At 62.5% G+C, this 25,701-nt stretch carries 30 protein-coding genes; 21 read left to right on the plus strand and 9 right to left on the minus strand.

All coding sequences use genetic code 11. The features are described 5' to 3' along the window. Window positions 1-53 precede the first annotated feature (53 nt). Complete coding sequence (locus QQJ98_RS12475) at window positions 54-737, minus strand: ABC transporter ATP-binding protein (protein WP_284325678.1); 684 nt, start codon at window positions 735-737, stop codon at window positions 54-56. On the opposite strand from QQJ98_RS12475, the gene QQJ98_RS12480 reads away from it, so the two are divergent. The 8 genes from QQJ98_RS12480 to QQJ98_RS12515 all read left to right on the plus strand — a co-directional run bounded on the left by QQJ98_RS12480 (window position 736) and on the right by QQJ98_RS12515 (window position 8,591). Beyond that, complete coding sequence (locus QQJ98_RS12480) at window positions 736-1,410, plus strand: arylesterase (RefSeq protein WP_284325679.1); 675 nt, start codon at window positions 736-738, stop codon at window positions 1,408-1,410. The two genes, QQJ98_RS12475 and QQJ98_RS12480, sit on opposite strands and share 2 nt — an antisense overlap. Window positions 1,411-1,492: 82 nt before the next feature. Then, on the plus strand, window positions 1,493-2,902 hold the full coding sequence (locus QQJ98_RS12485; protein WP_284325680.1) for an FAD-binding oxidoreductase: 1,410 nt from the start codon (window positions 1,493-1,495) through the stop codon (window positions 2,900-2,902). Window positions 2,903-3,337: 435 nt separating this feature from the next. After that, window positions 3,338-4,534, plus strand: coding sequence for an MFS transporter (locus QQJ98_RS12490; protein WP_284325681.1), 1,197 nt, complete (start codon window positions 3,338-3,340; stop codon window positions 4,532-4,534). A 240-nt stretch (window positions 4,535-4,774) separates the two neighbouring features. Continuing rightward, window positions 4,775-5,803, plus strand: a complete 1,029-nt coding sequence (hemE, locus tag QQJ98_RS12495; protein WP_431307816.1) for a uroporphyrinogen decarboxylase — start codon at window positions 4,775-4,777, stop codon at window positions 5,801-5,803. An 87-nt stretch (window positions 5,804-5,890) separates the two neighbouring features. Next, a complete protein-coding gene (locus QQJ98_RS12500) occupies window positions 5,891-6,220 on the plus strand; it encodes a hypothetical protein (RefSeq protein WP_284325683.1) in 330 nt (109 codons plus the stop codon). Beyond that, on the plus strand, window positions 6,207-6,395 hold the full coding sequence (locus QQJ98_RS12505) for a hypothetical protein (protein ID WP_284325684.1): 189 nt from the start codon (window positions 6,207-6,209) through the stop codon (window positions 6,393-6,395). Before QQJ98_RS12500 ends, QQJ98_RS12505 begins: the two co-directional genes overlap by 14 nt. 94 nt (window positions 6,396-6,489) lie before the next feature. Beyond that, the gene (locus tag QQJ98_RS12510) at window positions 6,490-7,701 is read left to right on the plus strand and encodes an aminotransferase-like domain-containing protein (protein WP_284325685.1); all 1,212 of its coding nucleotides are present in this window, start codon (window positions 6,490-6,492) and stop codon (window positions 7,699-7,701) included. Then, on the plus strand, window positions 7,698-8,591 hold the full coding sequence (locus QQJ98_RS12515) for a DMT family transporter (protein ID WP_284325686.1): 894 nt from the start codon (window positions 7,698-7,700) through the stop codon (window positions 8,589-8,591). Before QQJ98_RS12510 ends, QQJ98_RS12515 begins: the two co-directional genes overlap by 4 nt. A gap of 183 nt (window positions 8,592-8,774) precedes the next feature. Here the strand turns inward: QQJ98_RS12515 and hemF are convergent, their stop codons facing one another. After that, a complete protein-coding gene (gene hemF, locus QQJ98_RS12520; RefSeq protein WP_284325687.1) occupies window positions 8,775-9,629 on the minus strand; it encodes an oxygen-dependent coproporphyrinogen oxidase in 855 nt (284 codons plus the stop codon). Window positions 9,630-9,730: 101 nt separating this feature from the next. Between hemF and QQJ98_RS12525 the strand changes: the two genes are divergently transcribed. Continuing rightward, entirely contained in the window at window positions 9,731-10,123 is a 393-nt protein-coding gene (locus QQJ98_RS12525) for a hypothetical protein (RefSeq protein ID WP_284325688.1), read from the plus strand. A 131-nt stretch (window positions 10,124-10,254) separates the two neighbouring features. Here QQJ98_RS12525 and QQJ98_RS12530 read toward each other — a convergent pair whose 3' ends face one another. Together QQJ98_RS12530 and clpS are read right to left on the minus strand one after the other, a co-directional pair. Continuing rightward, window positions 10,255-11,259 carry a class I SAM-dependent methyltransferase gene (locus QQJ98_RS12530; RefSeq protein WP_284325689.1) on the minus strand — a complete coding sequence of 335 codons (1,005 nt, stop codon included), beginning with the start codon at window positions 11,257-11,259 and terminating at the stop codon, window positions 10,255-10,257. A 24-nt stretch (window positions 11,260-11,283) separates the two neighbouring features. Then, entirely contained in the window at window positions 11,284-11,604 is a 321-nt protein-coding gene (gene clpS, locus QQJ98_RS12535) for an ATP-dependent Clp protease adapter ClpS (RefSeq protein ID WP_348523140.1), read from the minus strand. A gap of 147 nt (window positions 11,605-11,751) precedes the next feature. Here clpS and QQJ98_RS12540 point away from each other — a divergent pair, with 147 nt between their 5' ends. The 3 genes from QQJ98_RS12540 to QQJ98_RS12550 all read left to right on the plus strand — a co-directional run bounded on the left by QQJ98_RS12540 (window position 11,752) and on the right by QQJ98_RS12550 (window position 14,872). After that, on the plus strand, window positions 11,752-12,459 hold the full coding sequence (locus QQJ98_RS12540) for an HAD family hydrolase (RefSeq protein ID WP_284325690.1): 708 nt from the start codon (window positions 11,752-11,754) through the stop codon (window positions 12,457-12,459). A 152-nt stretch (window positions 12,460-12,611) separates the two neighbouring features. Further along, the gene (locus QQJ98_RS12545) at window positions 12,612-14,192 is read left to right on the plus strand and encodes a D-alanyl-D-alanine carboxypeptidase family protein (protein WP_284325691.1); all 1,581 of its coding nucleotides are present in this window, start codon (window positions 12,612-12,614) and stop codon (window positions 14,190-14,192) included. Next, complete coding sequence (locus QQJ98_RS12550) at window positions 14,192-14,872, plus strand: fumarylacetoacetate hydrolase family protein (protein ID WP_284325692.1); 681 nt, start codon at window positions 14,192-14,194, stop codon at window positions 14,870-14,872. Before QQJ98_RS12545 ends, QQJ98_RS12550 begins: the two co-directional genes overlap by 1 nt. 84 nt (window positions 14,873-14,956) lie before the next feature. Here the strand turns inward: QQJ98_RS12550 and QQJ98_RS12555 are convergent, their stop codons facing one another. Continuing rightward, entirely contained in the window at window positions 14,957-15,904 is a 948-nt protein-coding gene (locus QQJ98_RS12555) for an L-threonylcarbamoyladenylate synthase (protein WP_284325693.1), read from the minus strand. Window positions 15,905-16,025: 121 nt separating this feature from the next. On the opposite strand from QQJ98_RS12555, the gene QQJ98_RS12560 reads away from it, so the two are divergent. The 5 genes from QQJ98_RS12560 (at window position 16,026) to QQJ98_RS12580 (ending at window position 20,174) form a co-directional block, all read left to right on the plus strand. Beyond that, window positions 16,026-17,723: an acyl-CoA dehydrogenase family protein gene (locus QQJ98_RS12560; protein ID WP_284325694.1), complete on the plus strand. Its 1,698-nt coding sequence runs from the start codon at window positions 16,026-16,028 to the stop codon at window positions 17,721-17,723. Further along, complete coding sequence (locus tag QQJ98_RS12565; RefSeq protein WP_284325695.1) at window positions 17,720-18,748, plus strand: MBL fold metallo-hydrolase; 1,029 nt, start codon at window positions 17,720-17,722, stop codon at window positions 18,746-18,748. The genes QQJ98_RS12560 and QQJ98_RS12565 overlap by 4 nt, the downstream gene beginning before the upstream one ends. Window positions 18,749-18,865: 117 nt before the next feature. Beyond that, window positions 18,866-19,300 (plus strand): DUF6173 family protein, encoded by a 435-nt coding sequence (locus tag QQJ98_RS12570; protein WP_284325760.1) that lies wholly within the window; start codon window positions 18,866-18,868, stop codon window positions 19,298-19,300. 79 nt (window positions 19,301-19,379) lie between these two features. Next, entirely contained in the window at window positions 19,380-19,514 is a 135-nt protein-coding gene (locus tag QQJ98_RS12575; RefSeq protein ID WP_284325696.1) for an aa3-type cytochrome c oxidase subunit IV, read from the plus strand. Window positions 19,515-19,553: 39 nt separating this feature from the next. After that, complete coding sequence (locus QQJ98_RS12580) at window positions 19,554-20,174, plus strand: hypothetical protein (protein ID WP_284325697.1); 621 nt, start codon at window positions 19,554-19,556, stop codon at window positions 20,172-20,174. A gap of 21 nt (window positions 20,175-20,195) precedes the next feature. On the opposite strand, the gene QQJ98_RS12585 is transcribed toward QQJ98_RS12580, so the two are convergent. Together QQJ98_RS12585 and QQJ98_RS12590 are read right to left on the minus strand one after the other, a co-directional pair. Next, window positions 20,196-20,519, minus strand: a complete 324-nt coding sequence (locus QQJ98_RS12585; RefSeq protein ID WP_284325698.1) for an AzlD domain-containing protein — start codon at window positions 20,517-20,519, stop codon at window positions 20,196-20,198. Continuing rightward, entirely contained in the window at window positions 20,516-21,262 is a 747-nt protein-coding gene (locus QQJ98_RS12590) for an AzlC family ABC transporter permease (RefSeq protein WP_284325699.1), read from the minus strand. Before QQJ98_RS12590 ends, QQJ98_RS12585 begins: the two co-directional genes overlap by 4 nt. Window positions 21,263-21,342: 80 nt before the next feature. On the opposite strand from QQJ98_RS12590, the gene mobA reads away from it, so the two are divergent. From mobA to QQJ98_RS12610, 4 genes are read left to right on the plus strand one after another with little or no spacing between them, the layout of a single operon-like run. After that, window positions 21,343-21,930, plus strand: coding sequence for a molybdenum cofactor guanylyltransferase MobA (mobA, locus tag QQJ98_RS12595; RefSeq protein ID WP_284325700.1), 588 nt, complete (start codon window positions 21,343-21,345; stop codon window positions 21,928-21,930). After that, on the plus strand, window positions 21,927-22,436 hold the full coding sequence (mobB, locus tag QQJ98_RS12600; protein ID WP_284325701.1) for a molybdopterin-guanine dinucleotide biosynthesis protein B: 510 nt from the start codon (window positions 21,927-21,929) through the stop codon (window positions 22,434-22,436). Before mobA ends, mobB begins: the two co-directional genes overlap by 4 nt. Beyond that, on the plus strand, window positions 22,426-23,310 hold the full coding sequence (locus QQJ98_RS12605; RefSeq protein WP_284325702.1) for a molybdopterin guanine dinucleotide synthesis: 885 nt from the start codon (window positions 22,426-22,428) through the stop codon (window positions 23,308-23,310). The genes mobB and QQJ98_RS12605 overlap by 11 nt, the downstream gene beginning before the upstream one ends. Then, window positions 23,307-23,885, plus strand: a complete 579-nt coding sequence (locus QQJ98_RS12610; protein ID WP_284325703.1) for a GNAT family N-acetyltransferase — start codon at window positions 23,307-23,309, stop codon at window positions 23,883-23,885. The genes QQJ98_RS12605 and QQJ98_RS12610 overlap by 4 nt, the downstream gene beginning before the upstream one ends. Before the next feature lie 191 nt (window positions 23,886-24,076). Here QQJ98_RS12610 and QQJ98_RS12615 read toward each other — a convergent pair whose 3' ends face one another. Both QQJ98_RS12615 and greA read right to left on the minus strand, forming a co-directional pair. Then, a complete protein-coding gene (locus tag QQJ98_RS12615) occupies window positions 24,077-25,084 on the minus strand; it encodes a hypothetical protein (RefSeq protein ID WP_284325704.1) in 1,008 nt (335 codons plus the stop codon). 110 nt (window positions 25,085-25,194) lie between these two features. Beyond that, window positions 25,195-25,665, minus strand: coding sequence for a transcription elongation factor GreA (gene greA / locus QQJ98_RS12620; protein ID WP_284325705.1), 471 nt, complete (start codon window positions 25,663-25,665; stop codon window positions 25,195-25,197). Window positions 25,666-25,701: the final 36 nt, after the last annotated feature.

Raw genomic sequence — 25,701 nt, forward strand, 5'->3', positions numbered from 1 at the left:
CGCAAGCCCCGCGCAAGGTGCGGTCTTATACACACCAAGGCAAACCCCGCCGCTCATGCCGCTGCCCCATCATCAATGCGGCCATCGACCAAGCGCACAATGCGGCTGCACCGTGCCGCAAGTTCCGGCGCGTGCGTAACCAGCACCAAAGTCGCGCCGTGCCGGTCACGCAGACCGAAGATCAATTCCATGATCGCAGCGCCGTTGACGCTATCAAGGTTTCCGGTCGGCTCATCCGCCAGAAGGATTGCCGGACGTGGGGCGGCGGCGCGCGCGAGGGCGACGCGCTGTTGCTCGCCCCCCGAAAGCTGGGCTGGATAATGCTGCATCCGGGCAGCCAGACCAACAGCGGCCAGTTCATCGCGGGCGCGGGCATGGGCGTCTTTGATGCCGGCAATCTCCATCGGCAAGGCGACATTTTCCAGCGCGGTCATCGTCGGGATCAAGTGGAAGGATTGGAACACCACCCCCATCCGACCGCGGCGAAATTTGGCAAGGCCGTCTTCATCCAACCCTGTGATGTCTTGCCCCAAAGCCGAAACGCGGCCCTTTGAGACGCGCTCCAGCCCGCCCATCAGCATCAGTAACGAAGATTTGCCCGAACCGGAGGGGCCAATCAGACCCAGGCTCTCGCCACGGGCAACGCTGAGGGTTATGCCTTTCAGGATATCAACGCGGCCTGCATTGCCCGCCAAGCTTAGCCATGCGTCCTCCAGTGCCAGAACGGTCTCAGTCATGTCATTATCCCTGCTGCCTCGTCTCACATATGCGCCGCTGCGCGCGTTTCGCAATGTCTTGGCGGCGACATTTTTGCTGATTTCTCCGTTACATGCGGAAACCACTGTGCTTGCGCTGGGGGATAGCCTGACGGCGGGCTATGGCTTGCCGCAAGATCAGGGCTTTGTGCCGCAATTACAGGCATGGCTGGCCGATAAGGGGCAAGCGGTGAAGATCGTCAATGCCGGGGTGTCGGGCGATACCACGGCGGGCGGGCTGTCGCGCACCGATTGGTCGCTGACGCCGGATGTGGATGCCGTGATCGTCAATCTGGGCGGCAATGATATGCTGCGCGGCATTGATCCCAGCACCAGCCGCGCCAATCTGGACGCGATTCTGGCCAAGGTGAAGGCAAAAGGGCTGCCCGTGCTGCTGGTGTCGCTGCGTGCGCCGGGGAATTATGGCGCGGATTTCAAGAGCAACTTCGATGCGATGTATCCTGACCTTGCGGCGGAATATGGCGCGGTGCTGGCCGACAATTACTTCTTCCCGGTGATTAACCAAAGCACACGGTTGCTGGACCCGGCCTATATGCAGGCCGATGGCATCCACCCCAATGCCAAAGGGGTTGCCAAGATTTTGGATGCTCTGGGGCCAAAGGTGCAGGAATTGCTGGCAAAACTGCCGTCTTAAGGCCGCCGTCCCGCGCGCTTGACTCGGCGCTTGCGCCCGCCGCGCCATCGGGCAAACTGCGGCCAAAATAGCGGAGCCGCCTATGAGCCTTCTGACCGATCTGACCGCCGCCTTGGGGCCTTCACATGTGATCACTGGCGATGATCTCGCGCGCTATCGCAGCGATTGGACAACGCATTACACCGCTGATCCTGTGGCGGTGGCGCGGCCCGGATCGACCGCCGAAGTGGTGACGGTGATGCAGATCGCGGCACAGCACGGCGTGGCAGTGGTGCCGGTCTCGGGGCGCACCGGGTTGGTGGGGGGGGCGATGACCACCGGCGGCTTGATGCTGTCGGTGGAGCGGCTGAACAAAATCCGCGACATCAAACCGGGCGCACGGATCGCGGTGGTCGAGGCTGGGGTGGTGCTGGACCGTCTGCACGAAGCCGCCGAGGCCGAGGGCTTGTATTTCCCGCTGTGGTTTGGCGCGCGCGGATCGGCGATGATCGGTGGGGTTTTGTCAACAAATGCGGGCGGCTCGAACGTGCTGCGCTATGGCTCGACGCGGGCCTTGTGTCTGGGCTTGGAAGTTGTGCTGGCCGATGGCCGCGTGCTGAACCTGATGAGCCAACTGCACAAGGACAACTCGGGTTATGATCTGAAAAACCTGTTTATCGGCGCGGAAGGCACGTTGGGGGTGATCACGGCGGCGGTGATGAAGCTGGTGCCACGCCCGCGCGCTTATGCGACCGCGACGCTGGCGGCACGGTCGTTGCCGGATGCGCTGGTCCTGCTGAACCGGCTGCAGGTGGCCTCGGGGGGGCTGGTAGAAGCTTTTGAATATATGCCGGAAAGTTTCATGCGCAGGCTGGCCGAGGCGCGGCCTGATGTCCGTCAGCCTTTCAACCCCCGGCACGCGGTGAATATTCTGGTCGAACTTGGCAGCACCCGGCCCGCAGATGCGGCAGCCGCGCCGGATGGCAGCCTGCCGCTGGCGACGATGCTGGAAGGCGTGCTCGCCGAGATGCTGGAAGAGGGCATGATTCTGGATGCCGAGATCGCCGCATCCGAAGCCCAGCGCCGCTTGATGTGGCAGCGGCGCGAACTGGCGGCAGAAATCACCGTCGCGCGGCAACCCGCAATTGATACCGACATCTGCCTGCCGGTGGATGCCGTGGCCACGTTCTTTGAACGCATCCATGCCCGCCTGCCTGCGCTGGATCCGGGGGCCGAAACCCTGTCGGTGGCGCATCTGGGCGATGGCAATATCCATTTCACCGTGTTCGGCAGCAACGACAGTGCGGAATTGTACGATACCGTCGTCGAGGCCGTCGAAGATGAAGTGCAGGCCTTGGGCGGCAGCTTTTCGGCGGAACATGGCGTGGGGCTGTCAAAACTCGCCTCGATGCGGCGGCGCAAAGACCCGGTGGCGCTGGAGGTGATGCGGGCCCTGAAAGCGGCGCTTGATCCGACAGGCCGGATGAACCCCGGCAAGGTCATCCCCGATTGATCTGATGCCCCAATTGATCTGATGCCCCAATTGATCTGATGCCCCAATTGATCTGATGCCCCAATTGATCTGATGCCCCAATTGATCTGATGCGCTGACCCAAACAAGATGCCGCCCCGGCCCCCATCAAGGGGACCAGAGCGGCGCTGCCGGATCAGGCCGCCGTGACCCGCCTCATCCTGACACCGTCAGCACAAAACCTGCTCTGACACTTGCTCTTTTTGAAATACTCCCGCCGGAGGCTCCGACCACATCCCCACGCGCAAACCCGTCCATCCCGCGCTGGCAACGCCGTCTTGGCCCCCTCGATGGGGGGCAAGACGGCCCGATGGTTCGGGGCACACCGACGCAGGCTGGACTTCGCAGCCCGCGCCCGTTAGCGATACCACATCCAGCTTCAAGCCCCTCCCCCACCCCCGTTTCCGGTAGTTTGTCTTGTCCGCGCTTGCCCTGATCTTCCGTCTGCCCGCACTGCGCCTGATCTTTCTGGCCCTGCTGCTGCTCGGCGCGCATAATGCCTCGGTCTATCCCTACCAATCCCTGATCGCGATTGATCGCATTGGCCTCAGCGAACCCGCCTTTGCGCTGGTGTTGGCATTGGCCTCGGTGATCGCGGTCAGCGTGTCGGTGCTGTTTGGCATCTGGGGCGATCAGCGCGGCAATCGGCGCGGCATTGCGCTGATCGCGACCTTGGCAAGTCTGATCGGCTTGGTGCTGATGATCGCCCTGCCCGGTAAGATCAGCCTTGTGATATGCCACGGCATCTTGCTGCCCGTGGCTTCCAGTCTCTATGGCCAGTTGTTTGCGCTGGCGCGGTTGGCGATGCCTGCAAGCCATGGCCGGGACGGCGTGCAAGCCGCCCTGCGCGCCGCGATGTCGCTGAGTTTTCTGGCGATGTTGGTGTTCTGGACCTTTGGCTTTGCCGCCCAGATCGACGTGATGGCGATTTATCTCAGCGCTGGCCTTGCGAGTTTTGGCCTCGTCGCGCTGATCTATTTCGACTGGCCGCAGGACGGCAGCACGGATTGGGCCGACCAGCCGTCGGGGTTGAAATTTGTCCAAGCCTGCAAAGAGATCGCGCATCCGGCAATTCTATTGCGCGTGCTGTTGCTGGGGGCGATCTCGGCCACGGGTATCCTGTATATGGTGCTGGTCTCGCTGGTGTTTGAGGACTCGGTGCTGCGCGATGCCTCGGATGTGGCGCTGTATGTCGGCATGGTGGCGGGGTGGGAGGTGCCCTGCCTTTTGCTGCTGACCAAAGTTGCCAATCGCTGCCGCCGCTCGACCCTGCTGGCGGTGGGTGGGGCGGTTTACACGCTGCATCTGCTCGCGCTGCCGCTGCTGGCGGATAGCGCGTGGATCTGGGTGATGCCGCTGATTGCAGGGATTGGCGGCACCGCGATCATCAGCCTGCCGATCAGCTATTATCAGGATCTGATGCACGGTCGCCCCGGCACGGCTGGGGCGATGCTGGCGTTGCAAAAGCTGGTGTCGGATATGCTGGGGGCGGCGGCGTTTGCGATTGGCACCATGATGGGCGGTTATGAAACCGTGGCGGTGATCGGCTCGGTCATGGCGCTGCTGGGCGGCGTGGGGCTGGCGTTTGCGGACCGCCACCAACCGCGTCTTTAACCGAAAAGCCAGAACCTGCCCGCGCCAAGGGCCTGTTTTGTGACTTGTCGGACGCCCCCCCACACGGCTGCGGCGAAGCGTATGTGTTCATTTTGAACGGCCTATTCAGACAGGGCTGTGCCTGTTCAATGGCGCAGACTTGGCCGCGACAAAGCAGCCTTTCAGCCGCTGCCCGCTTGACACGCGGGCGCTGGTAGGGGACGCACGCGACAAGCCCGAAGCTGCCAGATGAGCAAGCCAATGACCAAACTGATCCTGCGCGCCCTTGCGGGCGAAACTTTAGCAACGCCACCCATTTGGATGATGCGGCAGGCGGGGCGATACCTGCCGGAATACCGCGCGACGCGGGCGCATGCGGGGGATTTCCTGTCGTTGTGCTATAACCCGGAATTGGCGGCGGAAGTGACGCTGCAACCGATCCGCCGCTATGGCTTTGATGCGGCTATTCTTTTCGCCGATATCCTGCTGTTGCCGCAGGCCTTGGGGGCCGAGCTGTGGTTTGAAACCGGCGAAGGGCCGCGGCTGTCCACCATCACCACCATGGCGGGCGTGCAGGCGCTGAAGCCGAAGGATGCGATCCATGAGACCCTCGCGCCGATCTATGAAACCGTGCGGATTCTGGCGCGGGAATTGCCGCGCGAGACGACGCTGATCGGCTTTGCGGGGGCACCCTGGACGGTGGCGACCTATGTGATCGCGGGGCGTGGCAGCAAGGATCAGGGCGCGGCGCATGCGTTGAAATCGGCGGATCGGGCGACATTCTCGGCGCTGATTGAGGTGATCACCGAGGCCACGATTGATTATCTGTCGGCACAAGTGCAGGCCGGGGCCGAGGTGGTGAAGCTGTTTGATTCTTGGGCGGGCAGCTTGAAAGGTCAGGATTTTCAAGACTTTGCAGTGAAACCCGCCGCGCGGATCATCTCGGCCCTGAAGGCGAAGCACCCCGGCCTGCCGGTGATCGCCTTCCCGCGCGAGGCGGGCGCAGGATACATCGGCTTCGCGCAGGCCACCGGGGCGGATTGCGTGGCGATTGACAACTCGGTCAGCCCGGAATGGGCGGCGGAGCATGTGCAACCGGGCGGCTGCGTGCAGGGTAACCTGTCGCCGACGCATATGGTGACGGGCGGGCAAGACCTGGTGGACGCCACCCGCCGCGTGGTCGATGCTTTCAAGGGCGGCCCGCATATCTTCAACCTCGGCCACGGCATCACGCCGGATGCCAGCCCCGACAACGTGGCGCTGATGGTTGAGACCCTGCGGCGGGGTTAAGCCGACCAAACCGCGCGAGGGGGCATGCAGACTTGCCCAATGATCGGGCGGCGGCTAACCTTAGCATAGTGTCATAGTGAGTGTATCATGCGGAAAATATTGAATATCCTTGCCATCTTGGTGGTCGGCGGGGTCGCTGCGGTTTACTTTCTTCTTGGGCCAAGCTTTTTGATCGGCGGCCCTAAATCCAGCGCTATTATCGACATCTCACGCGCAGTCATGGTGGCAACAGCTGCCACGCCTGCGCAGGCTGATCTGGCCAAAGCTGCGAAAATCACCCCGAAAGGCCTGTGCAGCCATCAAGAAGACGACAGCTATGCCTGTATCGTCGAGGTCGAAGTGACGGGCGCTGCACCGACAACTCTGATCGCGGTTTTGAAAAAGATGTCTGGCGGGGCATGGGTTGCGGCTGAGTAATGGCAGTCTGCGACTCGGATTCGCGCTGATCTTCGCGGTTGGGTGCGGCTATGTCGCAGGCTCGATCTTGCCGTTTCATGGCAATAAGGACTGCCACCTGCTTGGCGGCTATATCGAGGCGATTTCGGGGCCGGGCAAACCAACCCGCTGCGTGATTGCTTGGGACAATCACTGACGATGGCAGCGCAAACGATCACGTTTTAGGTCACATATATTGACTTACCCCCGGCCCGGCGCAAAGGTCCGCCAAACTGTTGGGGAGGATAGTCGTGGAGTGGAATAATGTGCTGGCGACGCGCAATGCGCGGATGAAAGCCTCGGAAATCCGCGAGCTTTTGAAGCTGCTGGATCAACCCGACATCATCTCTTTCGCAGGCGGCATCCCCGACCCGGCTTTGTTCCCGACCGAGGCGTTTCGCGATGCGTTCAGTGCCGCGCTGACTGGCCCGAAGGCGGGTGCTGCGCTGCAATATTCGGTGTCAGAAGGCTATCGCCCGCTGCGCGACTGGATTGTGGCCGAGATGGGCAAGATCGGGGTGCCTTGCACGGCGGATAACATCCTGATCACCTCTGGCTCACAGCAAGCACTTGATTATCTGGCGAAATTGATGATTTCACCGAATGACACCGTGCTGGTGGGCTGGCCAACTTATCTGGGCGCTTTGGGCGCATTCAACGCCTACGAGCCGAGCTATGACCGGCTTGACCCCAACACCAACCGCCCTGCCGCTGACTTTGCAACCAAGGCCGAGGCTGCGGGGGGCCGGGTGAAATTCGCCTATCTGTCGGTGGATTTTGCCAATCCAACCGGCGAGACCATTGCGCGGTCGGCGCGGGAATCGGTGATTGATCTGGCGGATGAAATGGATATCGCGGTGGTCGAAGATGCCGCCTACCAAACCCTGCGCTATGACGGCGAGGCTATTCCGCCGATTCTGGCGCTGGAAATCGCCCGCAAAGGCTCGATTGAAAACTGCAGGACGTTATATTGCGGCAGCTTTTCCAAATCGCTCGCCCCCGGCCTGCGGGTGGGTTGGGTCTGTGGCGCATCCGAGGTGATCAGCCGACTGGTGCTGATGAAACAGGCCGCCGATCTACATTCGGCCACCACCAATCAGATTGTGACGCATCACGTCGCCTCGACCCAGTTCGACGCGCATGTCGCCAAGCTGCGCAGCACCTATCAAGCGCGGCGCGATCATCTGCTGAAAGCGCTGGCGCGTGAAATGCCCGATGGCGTCAGCTGGACCAAACCCGAAGGCGGCATGTTCATCTGGCTGACCCTGCCCGAGACGATGGATGGCGCGGATTTGCTGGCGCAATCGCTGCAATCGGAGCGGGTGGCCTTCGTGCCGGGGCGGGCGTTTTTCGCCGATGGCAGCAATGGCAACACCGTGCGGCTGTCGTTTTCCTGCGCGGATGAGGCGGCGATTGATGAGGGCATGAAGCGGCTGGGCCGTCTGATCCGCGCCCAAGCATGAGCGGGTTGTGGGTGCTGGCAGCGCTGCTTGGCTCGATGGGTCAGGTGGCGCGCAATGCCATGCAATCCAGCCTGACACGGCAGATCGGCACCGTCGGGGCGACGCAGGTGCGCTTTTTATTTGGGCTGCCGTTTGCGCTGATTTTTCTGGCGCTGGTGATGCTGGCGACGTCTGAACCCGTGCCAGTGCCGAACCTGACCAGCCTTGGCTTTACCGTCGCCGGTGCCTTGGCGCAGATTGCGGCGACCGGGCTGATGCTGGTGGTGATGAAATCGCAAAGCTTTGCAGTGACAACGGCTTGGCTGAAAACCGAGCCGGTGATCGTCGCGATTGCCGCCGCCCTGATCCTGCGTGATCCGATCAGCTTGCCGGTGTTCGCCGCCATCGTGATCGCCAGCGCAGGCGTCATGCTGATGTCGGTCAAACCCGGCACGGCGATCTGGCAACTGGGCCGCCCGGCCCTGATCGGTCTGCTAGCGGGGGGCATGTTTGGCGCATCGGCGATCGGCTTTCGCGGCGGCATCACCCATCTGGACAGCGGCGGCTTTCTGATCCGCGCCACCTCGACCCTTGCGCTGAACCTGCTGATCCAGACCTCAAGCTTGCTGATCTGGATGGGCTTGTTCAACCGCCCTGCCCTGCGCGCCTCTTTCGGGGTCTGGCGCGCATCCCTGTTCGCAGGATTTCTTGGCGCCTTTGCATCGCAATTCTGGTTCATCGGCTTTGCCCTGACCTCGGCGGCGAATGTCCGCACCCTTGCACTGGTCGAAGTGATCTTTGCCACCGCTGTGTCGCGCTATTGGTTCAAACAGGCGATCTCGGCGCGGCAAGTGTTGGGCATGGCGGTGATCACACTGGGCGTTGGGCTTTTGCTGCGGCTGACGGCATAAAGCGCCTTGTATTCACATTGGCTTAAATATTCCCGCCGGAGGCATCCGACGGTGGCAGAAGGTGCCTCCGGCGGGGATATTTAGAAACGGATGAAATCACTTCTCGCACGGCCAAGACCCGAAGGGGCGAGGCCGCCGGGGCGGGACGCAAATTTTAATCTTGTTTGACGCAAAAGCCCGGTTTCAAATCCACTTCGCAAGCGGCGGCAGGCTCATCAGCACGGCATTGGCGTCGTGGCCGGATTCAAGGCCGAATTTGGTGCCGCGGTCGTAGACGAGGTTGTATTCGGCATAAAGGCCGCGATGCACCAGCTGGGCGTCGCGGTCGGCCTCTGACCAAGCGGTGCCGATGCGGCGTTCAATCAGCGGCACGAAGGCAGGCAGAAAGGCGCGGCCCACGTCTTGGGTCAGCGCGAAATCTGCGGCCCAATCGCCGGTGTTCAGATCATCATAGAAAATCCCGCCGACGCCGCGCGCGCGGCCACGATGCGGGATGAAGAAATACTCATCGGCCCAGGCTTTGAATTTTCCGTAGTAGTCAGGGGCATGCGCATCACAGGCTGCTTGCATTTCGGCATGAAAATGCGCGGTATCTTCGGGATATTCCAGGCAGGGGTTCAGATCCGAGCCGCCGCCGAACCACCAGGCATGCGGCGTCCAGAACATCCGGGTGTTCATATGCACTGCCGGGCAATGTGGGTTGACCATATGCGCCACCAGACTGATGCCCGCCGCCCAAAACCGTGGATCGCTGTCCATCCCGGGCACACCCCGCGCAGCCATTGCCTTTTGCGCGCGCTCGCCCAATGCCCCGTGCACTTCCGAGACATTCACCCCGACTTTTTCAAACACCGCACCACCGCGCAGCACCGACATCAGGCCACCGCCACCATCGGCGCGGGCGGTGGGGGTCAGCTCGAATCGCGCGCCATCGCCATGTGCCGTTTCAAGCCCTTCAAAAGCCGAGACGATCTGATCGCGCAAGCTGCGAAACCATGCAGAGGCTTGCGCCTTTTCTGTGCTGAATTCTTCGGTCATGCCACGCCTTTTCGCTGCTGTATCCCGGGCTGCTGCCCTTGATATGGCATATCAAGCCAGTAGCCCTATAGTAAAGCCAGCAACCATTTTGTGAGTCACCTATGAAACGCATCCTGATTCCCGCCCTGTTGATCCTGTCAGCCTGTGGCACGCCGCAACAAAACTGCATCAGCGGCGCGACCCGCGATATGCGGGTGGTGGATCGGCTGATCGCGGAAAGCGAAGGCAATCTGCAGCGCGGCTACGCGATTGAGGAGCGCACGGTGTCCCGCATGGGCTGGGTGCGCTGCGGGGGCGGCTATCGGCACGATGGCAAGCCGGGTCGCAGGCCGGACATGTGCTTTGATGACATCCCCGAAACCGTGCGTCAGCCGGTGGCGATTGATCTGCAAGCCGAAAGCGCCAAACTGGCTGGCCTGAAGGCGAAACGCGCGGCGCAGGCGCGGGCAGCGGGGCCGTCGGTGAAAGCCTGCAAGGCGCAATATCCGGAATAATGCAGAGAACTTGACTTAGCCTGCCATCCTCTGCGCCAGATATTTGCAGGGTTGGGGGAGGGTCCGGGGGGGCGTGCCTCCCCGGCTTTGTCAGCTTGAACCGCAGTCAGTATCTTGGCGAACCCGGCGTCTTAGCGTGTCCGGATCGGATAGGATGCCCGCACAACCCGGAACGATTTGTCGCCGCCGATCTCTTCGACCTGTTTGAAAAGTGTCACCAGAAGCTTGTCATAAGGCAGATGCCGATTGGCGACCATGTAAAGGCTGCCCGAGGGCGAAAGCCCACGTTGAGCGGCTTTGATGAAGCCCATGCCAAGGTTGGCATCGGCCTCGCGCGCGGTGTGGAAGGGCGGGTTCATCACCACCGCGTCCCAGAACCGCGCGGGCTTGAAGCTGGTGGCATCGGCCCAATGAAAGCGGGCGCGGGGGTCGGGGATATTGAGTTGCGCGCAGGTCAACGCATCGGCTTCGGCCTCGACCAGATCCAACTCTTTCACGCCATCGCGGGAAAGGATGGCGCGCGACAGATACCCCCAGCCTGCGCCCAGATCGGCGACACGGTTGCCCAGTTTGACGGGCAAAGCCGCGACAAGCAGTTCCGAGCCGCGATCCGGGCCATCAGCGGAAAACACCGCTGGCAGGGTTTTGAAATCGCCAGCAACCACGCTGGGCTGTGCGGTCCAAGCGGCGAGTGCAGGCGCAGGGGTGATCAGGGCCAGCTTGCCATGGGCTTTCGACAAAGCCTCGCCAACCTGCAGGCCCAGAGCTTTGCAATCTTTCAGCAAAGTCTCGACTCCGTCAGTCTTTTGGCCGTCGACCACGATCAGATCGGCGGCCATAGCCTCGGCGAGCAGGGCACGGGCTTCGGCTTTGGCGCGCGGCACGCAGACGATTGCAAGCGCGACGGGGCTAGTTTGCGCTGGAACGGGGGCCGCAGGCGCTGTGCTTTGCATCCGGTAGCCTTGGGCTGCGAAATAGTCGTGATCGGGTTTGAAGCCGGTTTTCACCACCACACGGTCTTGCGGCAACGCCGACAGATCATCCCCCGCTCGCGGCCGCAGCACCAGAATATCACCCGCCGCAGGCAACACCAAAGCGCCGCTTTGCAGCGCCAATTCCAACCGGGCAGAGCGCATCAAAGCCGCCTATCTGTTCGAGAGCTATTCTTTTTCCATCGTGCATTGCAGCGGGTGCTGGTGCCTGCGGGCAAAATCCATCACCTGTGCCACTTTGGTCTCGGCGATTTCATAAGAAAACACGCCGACCACCGCCAGACCTTTCTTATGCACCGCCAACATGATCTCAAAGCTTTGCGCGTGGTTCAGACCAAAAAACCGCTCAAGAATATGCACGACGAATTCCATCGGCGTGTAATCATCGTTCAAAAGCATGACTTTATACAGCGGTGGGCGCTGGGTCTTGCTTTTGGTCTTGGTCAGAATAGAGGTATCATCGCCGGGGCCTTGCGGCGCGTCGGACATCATGGTTTCAGTCAGGCCAGCAATGGGGGTCACGCGGATAGGCTCCGTTTGGCAGATTCGCAATTTGGGTTGCACCTGCCCAATATAGCGCATTTCTGCCTTGCGAAAAGACCCTGAGCCGAGATGATGCGCAGGCAGGGGGGCAATATGCTGACAACGATAGGTTTTGATGCCGATGACACGCTGTGGCAGAACGAAAGCTTCTTTCGGCTGACGCAGGATCGCTTCAGCGCGTTGCTGGCAGACTATGCCGAGGCCGAGCATCTGCATGCCCAGCTTTTGGCGGCAGAGCGGCGCAATCTGGGGCATTATGGCTTTGGCGTCAAAGGCTTTACCCTGTCGATGATCGAAACCGCGATTGAAGTCACCGAAGGCCGGGTGCCGTCTTTGGTGATTGCCGAGATCATGGCGGCGGGGCGCGAGATGTTGGCGCATCCGATTGAGTTGCTGCCGCATGCGCGGGCGGCGGTGAAAACCTTGGCGGCCAGCCACCGAGTCGTTTTGATCACCAAGGGCGATCTGCTGGATCAAGAGCGCAAGCTGGCGCAATCGGGGCTTGGCGATCTGTTTCACGGGGTTGAGATCGTCTCGGACAAGACGGCGAAATCTTACTCGGCGATTTTCGCCCGTCATGGCACGGGTGCGGATCAGGCGCTGATGGTCGGTAACTCGCTGAAATCAGACGTGCTTCCGGCGCTGGCAGCCGGGGCTTACGGCGTCCATATCCCGCATGGATTGACCTGGGCGCTGGAATACGCCGATGCGCCGGTGGGGGATAGCCGCTTTTTCGCGCTGAATACGCTGGGAGAACTGCCCGATCTTGTGGCGGGATTGCCAAATCACCACAAGCCCTAGGGCGCAAGCGGTCATTTCGGCACATAAACCACAGTTAAGCGCGCCTTGAAACCCATTGAGAATAAGGGGTTTTCCTGAATCAGAAGCCGTGCTAGTTTTTTGCCAAGCAGAACAAGGCCCCCGCTTAATGAGGGGCATACGAGGCAGAGAATATGGGCAATTCGACAGTGTGCCAGCTGGGGCAGTATGTCCGGCATTTTGTTTTCTTGGTGGCGATTGGTCTGCTTGCAGCCTGTTCCAGCCCGAAGGAATCCAAGGCAGCCCCCTACGCCGCTTTCGTGATGGATGCGCGCACGGGTGAGACGCTGTATTCTGAGAACGCCGATACGCGGTTGCACCCGGCTTCGCTGACCAAGATGATGACGCTTTACATCACGTTTTCCGAGATTGAGGCGGGCAATGTCTCGCTCGACACCATGATCACCGTGTCGAAAAACGCAGCAGCGCAGCCGCCGTCGCGGTTGGGGCTGAAAGCGGGGCAGAAGATTCAGTTGCGCTATCTGATCCGGGCCGCTGCGGTGAAATCTGCCAATGATGCGGCCTCGGCGATTGGCGATTACTTTGAAGGCACGCCGGAAAAATGGGGTGCGCGAATGACCCGCACCGCGAAACAGCTGGGCATGAAGAATTCGACCTTCAAGAACGCCAATGGGCTGACCGCGAAAGGCCACCTTTCGACGGCGCATGACATGACGATCATGGGGCGGCATCTGTTCTATGATTACCCGCAATATTACAACATCTTCTCGCGCCGCAGTGCTGATGCGGGCATCGCCAAAGTGGCTAACACCAACCGCAAATTCCTTGACGCCTACAAGGGCGCCGATGGCATCAAGACCGGATATACCGGGCCTGCGGGCTTTAACCTGACCGGATCGGCAGAGCGTAATGGCGTGCGGATCATCGCGACGGTGTTTGGTGGCACCTCGACCCCGATGCGCAATCAGAAAATGGCTGAACTGCTGGATCTGGGCTTCCGCAAGGCCAAGCCGGGCGGGGTTGCACAGCCTCCGGTTATCAGCGCGGATAATGAACTGGTGGCCGAGGCTGATATTGGCAGCCAGAATTCTGGCACGGAGATGGAAGTTGAAGGCGGCGGTGGCCCGGCCAAGACCCTGCGCGTCGTGATGGCGGTTGCCACATCGCCGCGGCCAAATGCGCGTCCGGCTTTGGGCGATGCAGAGCCTGAGATTGATCTGGCGGCTGTCGATCAGGTCAGCGCCACGATGGCGGTTGATATTGCCGGGGCTTTGGCCGAAGCAACCGCCGAACCTGCCCCCGATTCGCTTGAAGCGCAGGCGGTGGAACTGGCTGTCGCCGAAGCGCCGCCGGAATTGTCGATCACGGCGGCTGCGGCCAATCCGCAATCGGTGCAGCTGATTGCGGCCCCCGCCAAGCCAAAACGCAAAGCCCCGATCTATGACGAGGTTGCGGTGGTGGCGGTGGTGCAAGAGCCTGTGGCGGCGGAAGAGGTGGTGACGAATGTGTCGACCTCGGGCGGTAAAGGCTATGGCATCAATATCGGGCGGTTCAACAGCTATGGCGAGGCCGATCGGGTGTTGATGAAAACCCTGCTGTCGGAAAACGCGACTTTGGGCGATGCGTTGCGCAAGGTTGTGCAGAAAAGCGGTGGGTTTGACGCGAATTTCCTTGGGTTGAGCCAGAAAGAGGCTGATCTGGCCTGTCGTCGGCTGCAAGCGCGCGGTGTGACCTGCTTTACGATGGGGTCGTAATGGATTTTGTGCTGCCGCCACCCGCGCAGGCTTCGGTCGCGGTGGTGGGGACTGCGGCCCGGTTTGCGGTGCGGCGGATTTTCTGCGTGGGCCGCAACTATGCGGAACATGCCCGCGAGATGGGGCATGATCCCGATGCCGAACCGCCGTTTTTCTTCACCAAACCCGCCGATGCAGTGGTCGATTCGGGGCTGACCCTGCCCTTCCCTGTCGGCACTGCCGATCTTCACCACGAGGCCGAATTGGTGGTGGCTTTGGGCAAGAGTGGCGTCGATGTCAGCGCCGATCAGGCGCAGGCGCTGATCTGGGGCTATGGCGCGGGCAATGATCTGACGCGGCGGGATTTGCAGGCCGCGGCAAAAGCCGCACGCCGGCCTTGGGATATGTCGAAGGGGTTTGATCACTCTGCCGTGGTGGGCGCGTTGCGTCCGGCGGAGCAGGGCGTGCCTGCGGGGCGCATCCGCTGTCTGGTGGATGGCCGGGTGACGCAGGATGCCGATTTGGCCGAAATGATCTGGCCAGTGGCGGGGATCATCGCACATTTGTCGCGGCTGGTGACGCTGCATCCGGGCGATCTGATCTTTACCGGGACGCCTGCAGGGGTGGGGCCGATTGCGCGCGGGCAAGTGTGCGAGGTGCAGATTGATGGGCTGGAATCGGCCCGCGTCGGCTTCCGTTAAGGGACTAAATCTGTCCCAGCTGGGACAAATCTCTGGCTATTGTGGATTGCAGAATTTCGACCGCTAAATCTTGTATTTGCGGGCCTAGATGCGCGGCGCTGCGGCGCGATTCAAGCGATCGTTGATGGCACGGCCAAGACCGTGTTCTGGAATTGGCGCGATGGCGATGCGCCCCCCCTGCCCTGCCATCACATCGGCCTCGCGCAGCATGTGGAACAGATTTGCGGCGGCTTCGATCAGATCTCCGCTGGGCGACAGGTTCAGCTGGTAAGCCCCCGGCCCAAAGCCGAGGTGGATTTCACCGGGCAAAGCGGTTTGCGCGTGCAAGCGCACCGATGCGCCCGGGGCATAGTGCGAGGCCAATTGACCGGGCGCATTGGGCTTTGCCGAATTGCCGCCAAGCGCGAGAGGGCCGAGCAGCGACTCGAGCGCCTCGGACGCCACACCGCCGGGACGCAGCAGAGTGGGCTGCTTTAGCAGGCCGAGGATGGTCGATTCGACCCCAACGGCGCAGGAACCGCCATCCAGCACTGCCGCGATTCGGCCCGACAGGCCCGCCAGAACATGCGCGGCGCGGGTGGGGGAAACCCGGCCCGAAGGATTGGCGGAAGGGGCCGCCAACGGGCCACCGAAGGCGCGCAGCAAAGCTTGGGCTGTGGGATGCGCGGGGATGCGGATGGCAACCGAATCGAGGTCGGCGGTGACGAGCGGGGACAGGCCCGCATCGGCGCGCAGCGGCAGCACCAGCGTCAGCGGACCGGGCCAGAAGGCGGCGGCGACGGATTCGGCCCGTGCATCGAACAGCGCAAAGGTGCGGGCGGCGTCCAGATCGGGGACATGCACGATCAAAGGGTTAAAGCGTGGCCGGGCCTTGGCATCGAAGATCCGGGCGACGGCCAGATCAGAGCGGGCATCACCGCCAAGGCCGTAGACGGTCTCGGTCGGGAAGGCGACAAGGCCCTGCGCCTGCAGAATCTCGGCAGCGCGGGCAAGGCCTTGCGGCGTGGCGGTGAGGGTTTCTGTCTGGATCATCTTTTGTGACGTAGCGTAGGGCTTGATGCGCTGGGGTGCTGGAATAACCTAAGGTTCAAGCCCCTTTACGCCCGAAGCCTTGGCTTGCCAAGCCGCCTGCCCTGCCGACCCGGAGTTGATCATGCCCTACCGCGCCCCCCTCAGCGATTTCTCATTTCTTCTGGATATGGTCGGATTCGCCGAAGTGGCCGCAACAGAGCGCTTTGCCGAATCGACGCCGGACACGGTGACGGCTATCTTGGCCGAGGCAGGCAGGTTGTGTGAGGCGACGCTGGCACCGCTGAACCGGGCGGGTGACAAGCATCCGGCGCGGCTGGAGAATGGCGTGGTGCGGACCTCGCCGGGGTTTGCGGAGGGCTACCGCGCGATTGCTGACGGGGGCTGGGTTGGCATGTCGGCGCGCACCGAGTTCGGCGGCATGGGGTTGCCGATTTCGCTGGCGACTTGTGTGAATGACATGATGGGCTCGGCCTGTCTGGCGTTGCAGTTGAACCCGCTGATGACGCAGGGCCAGATCGAGGCGTTGGAGCATCACGCGTCTGATGCCTTGAAATCCTTGTATATTCCCAAGTTGGTGTCGGGGGAGTGGTGCGGCACGATGAACCTGACCGAACCGCAGGCGGGATCGGATGTCGGCGCGGTGCGCGCCCGGGCCGAGGACCGTGGCGACGGGACTTATGCGATCAGCGGGCAGAAAATCTACATCAGCTGGGGCGATAATGATTTCTCGGGCAATGTCTGCCATCTGGTGCTTGCGCGGTTGCCGGATGGGCCTGAAGGCACCAAGGGCATCAGCCTGTTCATGGTGCCCAAGCTGATCCCGGATGCGGATGGCAAGCCGGGCGCGCGCAACGCGCTGCATGTGGTCAGCCTTGAGCACAAGATGGGGCTGCATGGCTCTCCTACCGCTGTGATGCAGTATGATGGGGCGCAGGGTTGGCTGGTGGGGCAGCCGCATAACGGCATGGCTGCGATGTTCACCATGATGAACAATGCGCGGCTAGGGGTTGGCATGCAGGGCGTCGCGGTGGCGGAAGCGGCGTTTCAGCAGGCTTTGGGCTATGCGATGGAGCGTCGGCAGGGGAAAACGCCGTTCGGGTCGGGTGCGATTGTCGATCATGCCGATGTGCGGCGGATGTTGGCGCAGATGAAGGCCGAGGTGTTTTCGGCGCGCGCGATTGGGCTGGCCTGTGCGGTGGCGATTGATATGGGGCGGGCGACGGGATCGGCGGAATGGCAGGCGCGGGCGGCGTTGCTGACGCCGATTGCCAAGGCTTACGGCACTGATATTGGCTGCGAGGTCGCGCATCTGGGCGTGCAGGTGCATGGCGGCATGGGATTTATCGAGGAAACCGGGGCGGCGCAGTTTTCCCGCGATGTGCGGGTAACGGCGATTTATGAAGGCACCAACGGGATTCAGGCGATGGATCTGGTGGGCCGTAAGATGATGGATCGTGGCGAGGCGGCGTATCGGTTGTGCGACGAGATGCAGGCGGCGGCGGAATTGGCGCGGGCGGCGCATCCTGATCTGGCGGGCGCGGTGTGGACGGCGGCGGAAGCGCTGCGCGAGGCCACCGAGGCGCTGATCGGGCTGCAGATGAACGACCGCTTTGCGGGTGCCGTGCCTTATCTGCGGGCGTTCGCGCGGGTGTTGGGCGGGCATTTCCACCTGAAGGCGGCGCTGGCGGACCCTGCGCGCCTGCCGCTGGCGGCGTTTGCGATCAAGCGCTTGCTGCCGGACTATGGGCCGCTGCTGGTGCAGGCTCGCGCCGGGGCAGAGGGTCTTTATGCGCTGACGCCCGAGGCGCTGTCGGCGTGAGCAATGCTATTCATCACCCGTGGGATTCTGCGCCTGAAGAGGGGGAAGCCATTGAAATTGCTGGCGGTATCCTGTGGATGCGGCTGCCGTTGCCGATGGCTTTGGACCATGTCAACATCTATGCGTTAGACGATGGCGATGGCTGGACGGTGGTGGACACCGGCATGTCCAGCCGCAAGACCAAGGCGATTTGGGCGGCGTTGATCGCCGGGCCGCTGGCGGCAAAGCCGGTGCGGCGGCTGATTGTGACGCATCACCACCCGGACCATATCGGGCTTGCCGGTTGGTTTCAGGCGCAGGGGGTCGAGCTGATCACCACCCGCACTGCTTGGCTTTATGCGCGGATGCTGGTGCTGGACGAACAGCCAAAGGCCACGCCGGAAGCCATGCTGTTTTACCAGCGCGCCGGGGTCGATGCGGCGGCGCGGGCGCAGAAGGCCGCCGAGCGCCCGTTCAACTTTGCTGATGTCGTCGATGCGATGCCGCAGGGCTTCACCCGGATTTCTGAGGGCGACATCGTGACCGCCGGTGGGCGGCGCTGGCTGGTGCGGCTGGGTCAGGGCCATGCGCCGGATCATGCGACGTTGTGGAGCATGGATGACGCGCTGATCATCGGCGGCGATCAACTGTTGCCCGGCATTTCGGCCAATATCGGGGTCTATCCGACCGAACCCGAGGCCGATCCGTTGGGCGAATGGTTGGACAGCACCCGCAGCTTTGCGCCACATGCGACCGCCGATCAGCTGGTATTGCCGGGGCACAAGCTGCCGTTCACCGGGCTGCCGTTCCGGCTGGTGCAATTGGCGGAAAACCATGAAAGCGCGCTGGCGCGGTTGTTGGGCCATCTGCGCCAACCGCATACGGCGGCGCAGTGTTTTGTGCCGCTGTTCAAGCGAGAGATCACGGGCAGCCAGCATGGGCTGGCCTTGGTCGAGGCGGTGGCGCATCTGAACTATCTCTTGAAGCGCGGGCTGGTTTCGCGTTCTCTGGACGGTGAAGGGGCTTGGATTTGGCAGGCCTCGTAAGGAGTTGTCGTGCCAAAATCTGCGCCAAAACCTGCACCCAAAGTTGGGCCAACATCTGGGCCTGAACCCGCGCCCAAAGGCGGCGCGAAAGCCAAGACTGCCAATAAGACCGCCAAGCTGCCGCGCGCGCATGCGATCCACGCGGACCCGGCAGCGCCGCTGAGTGCCGAGCAGCAACCGCTGCCCGCCGCCTTGCAAGCCCGCCCGCTGGCCGAAAAAAGCCCCGCCGAATGGGCGTATGAACGGGTGATCCTGTATATCCGCAACTTTGAAAGCCAGCTGGATGCCCAGCAGGAAATCGCAATGGGCTTTGCCGGATCTGAAGCGGGCATCCTGAAGATCGAGGGGCTTGGCTTTTTCGAGCCGGATTTGCTGACGTTTTATGGCCGCGACGATGAGGGGCTGAAAACGCAGCTGGTGCAGCATGTCAGCCAGCTGTCGGTGATGCTGCGCGCGGTGCCAAAGGCACGCCCTGAAGCGCCGCCCATCCGCATCGGCTTTCGGCTGACAGGTGGTTGGATGGGTGGCGAATCCGGTGATGGATCTGCCTAATTTGCCGCAACACTCTGCCCGTGACAGCGGCAACGTAATCAGATATTGGCAGAGCAACACCAGTGGAAAGGACGCTTCGATGGACGATCACAAGCAAGGCAGCATGGATATTCGCGTGCAGCAAAAGACCTTTGACGGCTTTATCCGCATGTCGGTCTGGGGTGCTGCGATCTCGGTTGCCATTCTGATCTTTATGGCGCTGACCAACGCCTGATCCTATCAAACGCCTGATCTTTAGCGCCGGAACCCAACAATGACCTTCAAAGCCTTTGCCGTTCTGGCGCTTTTCGCGCTGTCTGCCTGTGCAGGCGACAACAAATGGGCGACCGATGCCCAGATGGCGGCCCCTGCGGCGCATTTTGTGGCCGAAGCGCCGCGCACCATCACGTTGTTTACGGTGCAAAGCACGCGCAACGGCTCTGGTGCCCATTCCGGGCTGTTGATCAACGCCTCGGAACAGGTGATGTTTGATCCGGCGGGCACTTGGTATCACCCCTATCTGCCCGAGCGTGGCGATGTGCACTATGGCATCAGCCCGCGGATGATCAGCTATTACATCGACTATCACGCGCGTGAGACGTTCAATGTTGTCGAGCAAACCGTGGTGGTTTCGCCCGAAGTGGCCGAGTTGATCAAGCAGCGCGCCGAGGCCTATGGCTCGGTTCCCAAGGCGCAATGCGCCCATTCGATTTCGTCTATCCTGAACGGCGTGCCGGGGTTTGAGGCGATCAGCGGCACTTGGTATCCCAACAAGCTGATGCGCGAGTTTGGCAGCCTGCCGGGGGTGACTCGCAAGGTGATCACCGACACTGATTCCGACAAGAACCACGGTGTGCTGATGCGGCAGACCTCGGACAATCCGCAGACCAACTGACCCTGCGGGAGTTGGCGTCAGTTACAGCAGAAACGGCACGCCCAGCAGCGTGACGACCCCGGCAAGCGCGGCAAAGATCATTTGCCGCGACGCCAGCCCGACCACAACCGTCACCGTGGCTGCCAACAGGCGCGCGGCATCGGGCGCACCAATGGTCGCGGCGGGCCACAGCACGGCGGGGGCGACCAAGGCAGGCAGCACCGCCACCGCCGTATAGCGCAAGCTGCGCTGCAACCAGCCCGGCAGCGCGTGATTGCCCAGCAGGCCCAGAAACGAAAACCGGATCGCATAGGTGGCAAGGCCCAGCACGACAACCACGGTCCAGAACTGTGTGCGGTCAATCATGCGCCTGTCCTTTGTTGTGGCGGCAGTTTCTGGGCGGCTTTCTCGCGCCAGTATTCCAACGCCGCCCCAGCCGCCATGCCGATGCTCGCGCCAACCAGCAGGCCGGTGCCATAGGGCAGCACCGTCAAAGCCAAAGTCAGCACCACCGAAAGCCCCGCTGCCAGCGCATGCGGCCAGCTGCGGATCATCGGCGCGGTCATCGCCAGAAACGCAATCGGCACCGCGAAATCCAGCGCATATTCGGGCGGAATGGCGCGGCCCGCCAAAGCGCCCGCCACGGTCGACCCTAGCCAAAGCGGCAGCACTGGCGTCACTGCCCCGAAGAAATACGCGGTTTTCTCGGCCAAGGTCATGTTGGGGCGCTTGTCATATTCGGCCACCGACAAGGCAAAACTTTGATCCACCAGAAGATAGGCCATCACGGCACGGATGCCCAAAGGGGCAGCCCCCAGATGCGGCGCGAGGGTCACCGAATACATCAGCATGCGCAGATTGACCGCAAGTGAGGTTGCCAAGATCACCAGCATCGGCGCTTGATCCTGCAACAGATGCAGGGCCGCGAATTGCGAGGCCCCCGCAAAGACGCTCACAGAAAATGCCAGGATTTCATAAAGTTGCAGGCCCGCCTCAGAGGCAAGCAGGCCAAACAGCATCGCGAATGGCACGATCACCACCGCAAAGGGCAGGGCCGCGCGCACACCGCGCAGGTAGCTGTCACGCGCAGGGTTGGCGGGGGCAGACATCGCACCTCGGGGGCTGGGGTGGCTTTACGCCGGATGCGGAACGGCTTAGGCCTTTGCGCAAGGGATTTGAAGGGGGCAAGGTGCGGATTTTCGGGGTCATTCTGGCGGGGGGCGCGGGCAGCCGGATGGGGGCCGACAAGGCGCTGGTGCAACTGGCGGGGCAAAGCCTGCTGTCGCATGCGATTGCCCGGCTGGAGCCGCAGGTGGAACGGTTGGCAATCTCGGCCAATGGCGATCCGGCGCGGCTGGCGGGCTATGGTCTGCCGATCCTGCCGGATGCGGTGGCGCTGGGGCCGCTGTCGGGGGTGCTGGCGGGTTTGCGATGGGCAGCACCGCTGGGCGCGACGGCGGTGGTGACATTGGCCGTCGATACACCGTTTGCGCCGGGCGATCTGGTGCCGCAGCTGTGCCTTGCGGCCGAGACATCCCCCGAGGCTTTGGCGATCGCAACCGCCGCCAAGAATCATCCGACCTGCGCGATCTGGCCGGTGGCTTTGGCCGGGGCCTTGGCGGATTTTCTAAGCTCGGGGGCCAAAGCCCGGGTGCTGGGCTTTGCCGATCAACACCACGCCGCCCGCGCGCAGTTCCCAGACGAGGCCGCGTTTCAGAATCTGAACACTCCGGCTGATATCATCGCCGCCGAAGCCTTGATCAGGGCAGAATCATGAGAGTTTACGGCGTGATCGGCTGGAAGAACGCCGGCAAAACCAGCTTGATGGAGCGTCTGGTGGCCGAAATCACCCGGCGCGGTTTCACCGTATCCACCGTCAAGCATGTGCATCATGATGTCGATCTTGACCAACCCGGCAAGGACAGCCATCGCCACCGGGCGGCAGGGGCATCCGAGGTGGTTCTGGCCTCGGCGCATCGCTTTGCCTTGATGCGCGAACATCGCGGGCGCGAGCCGGATCTGCCCGAGGTGCTGGCGCGGATGGCCCCGGTCGACCTGATTCTGGTCGAAGGCTACAAGCGCGATGCCCATGCCAAGATCGAGGTGTTTCGGCGCGAAGCCGGGCATGATCTGATCCAACCCGGCGATGCCTTGGTGCGCGCTGTGGCGACCGATACCGCGCTGGAGCCGCTGCCGGTGCCGCTGCTGGATCTGAACAACACCGCCCAGATTGCCGATTTCATTCTGGCCGAAGTCGGTCTTGGGGCAGGCCTTGCGCTTTGACCGAGTGATCATCGCGGATTGGTCCGCCGCCTCGGCAAGGACACCTGCGCGCCCCTCGGCAGATGCGATCTGGCTGGGCAGCATCGATGCAACCAGCGCGCAGAGCAGCTATCACCGCAGCCGCGCCGATGCCGAAGCGGCACTGGTTGCAGCGATCAAGCGCGCCGTAGCAGGCGGGGATTCCTTGCTGATCGGTTGTGATTTCCCGATGGGCTATCCGAAAGGCTTCGCGGCCCGGCTGACGGGTGTGGCGCGCGCCAGCAGTGTCTGGGCTTGGCTCGCCCGCCAGATCAAAGATGGCGCAGACAATCGCAACAACCGCTTTGAGGTGGCCGCCGCCATCAACCGCCACTTTGCCGCAGCGGCCTCCCCTGCCCCATTCTCATCTAGCCCATCCTCCTCTGGCCCGTTCTGGGGCCGCCCCGCCCAGTTGAACCTGCCCGACCTGCCCGCGACAAAATCCATCACTTACAAAGCCCTCGGCCTGTCCGAACGCCGAGACGTCGAAGCGATCATCCCGCGCGCGCAACCGGTGTGGAAGCTCTACACCACCGGGGCTGCGGGCAGTCAGGGCCTGATCGGGCAACCGATGATCCACCGGCTGTCGCACCTCCCGCATGTCGCGGTCTGGCCGTTTGACCCACCCGCCCAGATCACCTTGGCCGAGGTTTATCCCTCGCTGATCGCAAGCGCGGTCGCCGCCGACCCGGGCGCGATCAAAGACGAGGCCCAGGTCCGCCTGCTGGCAAAGGCGCTGTTCACCCTGTCGCAGCGCGGGCAGTTGGGGGCCTTGCTGGACGCCCCGGCCTGCGCGGAAGAAGGCTGGATTCTGGGGGCGGCCCAGATCGACCTGCTGCAGGCGGCGCTGCGATGATCCATTATCAGCATGGCCTGCCCGAACATCTGCGCCCACAGGCGGTGGCGCTGTACTGGCACGCCTTTGGCGGCAAACTGGGCACGGTGATGGGGCCCGCGCCAAAAGCCCTGCACTTTCTGACACGGGTGCTGCGCGCAAATCATGCCATTGTGGCGCTTGACGATGCAGGAAACCTGCTGGGCATGGCGGGTTTCAAAACCGCAGCCGGCAGTTTCGCGGGCGGCGAGATCGCCGATATTCGCCACGTCTATGGCAGCTTTGGTGCGGCTTGGCGGCTGCCGCTGCTGTGGATGCTCAGCGATGACGAACAGGCCCATTTCCTGCTCGACGGCATTTGTGTGGCACCAGCGGCGCGGGGCTTGGGGATCGGCAGTGCCCTGATGACCGCCATCGAAGCCGAGGCGCGGGCACGCGGCTACGCTTCGGTGCGGCTGGATGTGATCGACAGCAACTGGCGCGCAAAGGCGCTGTATCAGCGGCTGGGCTACCGGGTGGCAAAGATACAAAACCTTGGCATGCTGCGCCATGCCTTCGGATTTCGTGCGGCCATCACCATGGTGAAAATGCTCTGAACACAGCGCTTGCCGAAACCGCGCCGCGGGGGTGACTTAAGCACCAAGGATGCGCGCGCAGTTGCTCTTTTTGAAATACTCCCGCGCGGAGCGCTTCTGCGACCACCCCGCAAAACCACGCCGCACATCATCCGCCGGCAGCGCCGCCAAGCGGGGGCTCGATGCCCCCCGAGGCGGCACCCGGTTTCAGGTCAGTCGAACGTGCCTGTCACCCGGCCAAACAGCATGAACGCGCGGGCGGTGCGGGTTTCGGCAAGGTCTGACAGATCTTGGTCGCTGGCCACTTTCTCAAACTCGGAAAACACCCGGTCAAAGGTGCGCAGGAAATGATGCGCTGCGTCGCGGAACACCGGGTCTTCGCGCATCCGGCCTGCGGTCAGCGCAAGGGATGAGCGGTCGCGGATCCCGCCCAGGGCGGCGATGCCACGGCCACGTTCACCGCTTGCGAATTTGCGCCACAGCTCTGGCCGCGCCCGGTCGGGCTTCAGATCATCCATGAAGATGCCTTCCTGGCTCAGCAGGGTCAGCACGTCTTGGGCGGCGCGGATCAGTTTGGCGACGTTGCGATCTTCCAGTGCCAGACGCAATGCGCGAAAGCCTTCCTTGTCGTCGGGGCTTTCGGGGAATTGCACAGCGCGGGTGAAATCCTGCACTGACAAGGGCGCGCGCAATGAGTCCGACGGGGTGCCCAGCGCGAGGCCCGGTTGTTCGGCCTCGGGTTGCAGTTGCGGGGCGACCAAGGCGGCCTTGCGATCCGCCGAAGGCACCGTCAGCCCCGCATCCCGGCGCGAGTTAAAGCTGGCGAGCGTGGTTTCGGTATGTTTGGTGGCGGCGGCGATCTCATCCAGTTTCCGCTCGACCGAGGGGCGCATGCCGCCTTGCGGATTGGCCAGATAGGCCGCGCGCATCGCCTCGACGGTGGCTTGCAGCCGGGCCGATTCGGCGCGCAAAATCTGGATCGAGCGCAGGGTGGTCACTGCCGCCCAGATCAGCGCCAAGGGCAAGAACACGGCCAGCAGGGTCAACACATAGCCAAGCAGACTCGATTCGACCGGCCCGGTCAGAAAATAGCCGCCAACTGCCACGACCCACAGCAGGCTCATTGCGGCAGCCACCCATTCGGTGGGCGTCACCGCAGCATCGGCAACAGCACGGGCGCGCGACGCCAGATTGCGGGGCGTTTCTTCGGGTTCAGACATAGGTTCTTCCATAAAGCAGTTCGGGCTTTGGCGAAACAAAAACCCGAACTGCCAGAATGGGCCCGGGACAGACCGAGCCGCTTTCAGGTCAGCGTCAGATAGGTGCGGCGTCAGATGTAGCGGATGGCCAAAATCTCGTAGCCGCGCCGCCCGCCGGGGGTTTTCACCTCGACCGCATCGCCTTCATCCTTGCCGATCAGTGCGCGCGCCAACGGCGAGCGGATGTTGAGCATGTTGCGCTCGATATCAGCCTCGGGTTCGCCGACGATCTGATAGGTCTTTTCCTCGTCGGTTTCGTCATCCACCAAAGTCACCGTGGCGCCGAATTTGATCGTGCCAGAGAATTTGGTCGGGTCAATCACCTCTGCGAGGGAAATCAGCGCCTCAAGCTCTTTGACGCGGCCTTCGATGAAGCTCTGCTTTTCGCGGGCGGCGTGATATTCGGCGTTCTCGGACAGATCGCCATGCTCACGCGCCTCGGCAATGGCGCGGATCACGGCGGGGCGTTCCACCGATTTCAGCAGCTTTAATTCTTCATCCAAGGCGGTGAAACCGCGCCGGGTCATCGGGATTTTTTCCATTTGTCTCTTCACGCAAATAACAAGGTCACAGCCCGG

This window comes from Cypionkella aquatica (assembly GCF_030161095.1).
In the GTDB taxonomy this organism is placed as follows: Bacteria; Pseudomonadota; Alphaproteobacteria; order Rhodobacterales; family Rhodobacteraceae; genus Cypionkella; species Cypionkella aquatica.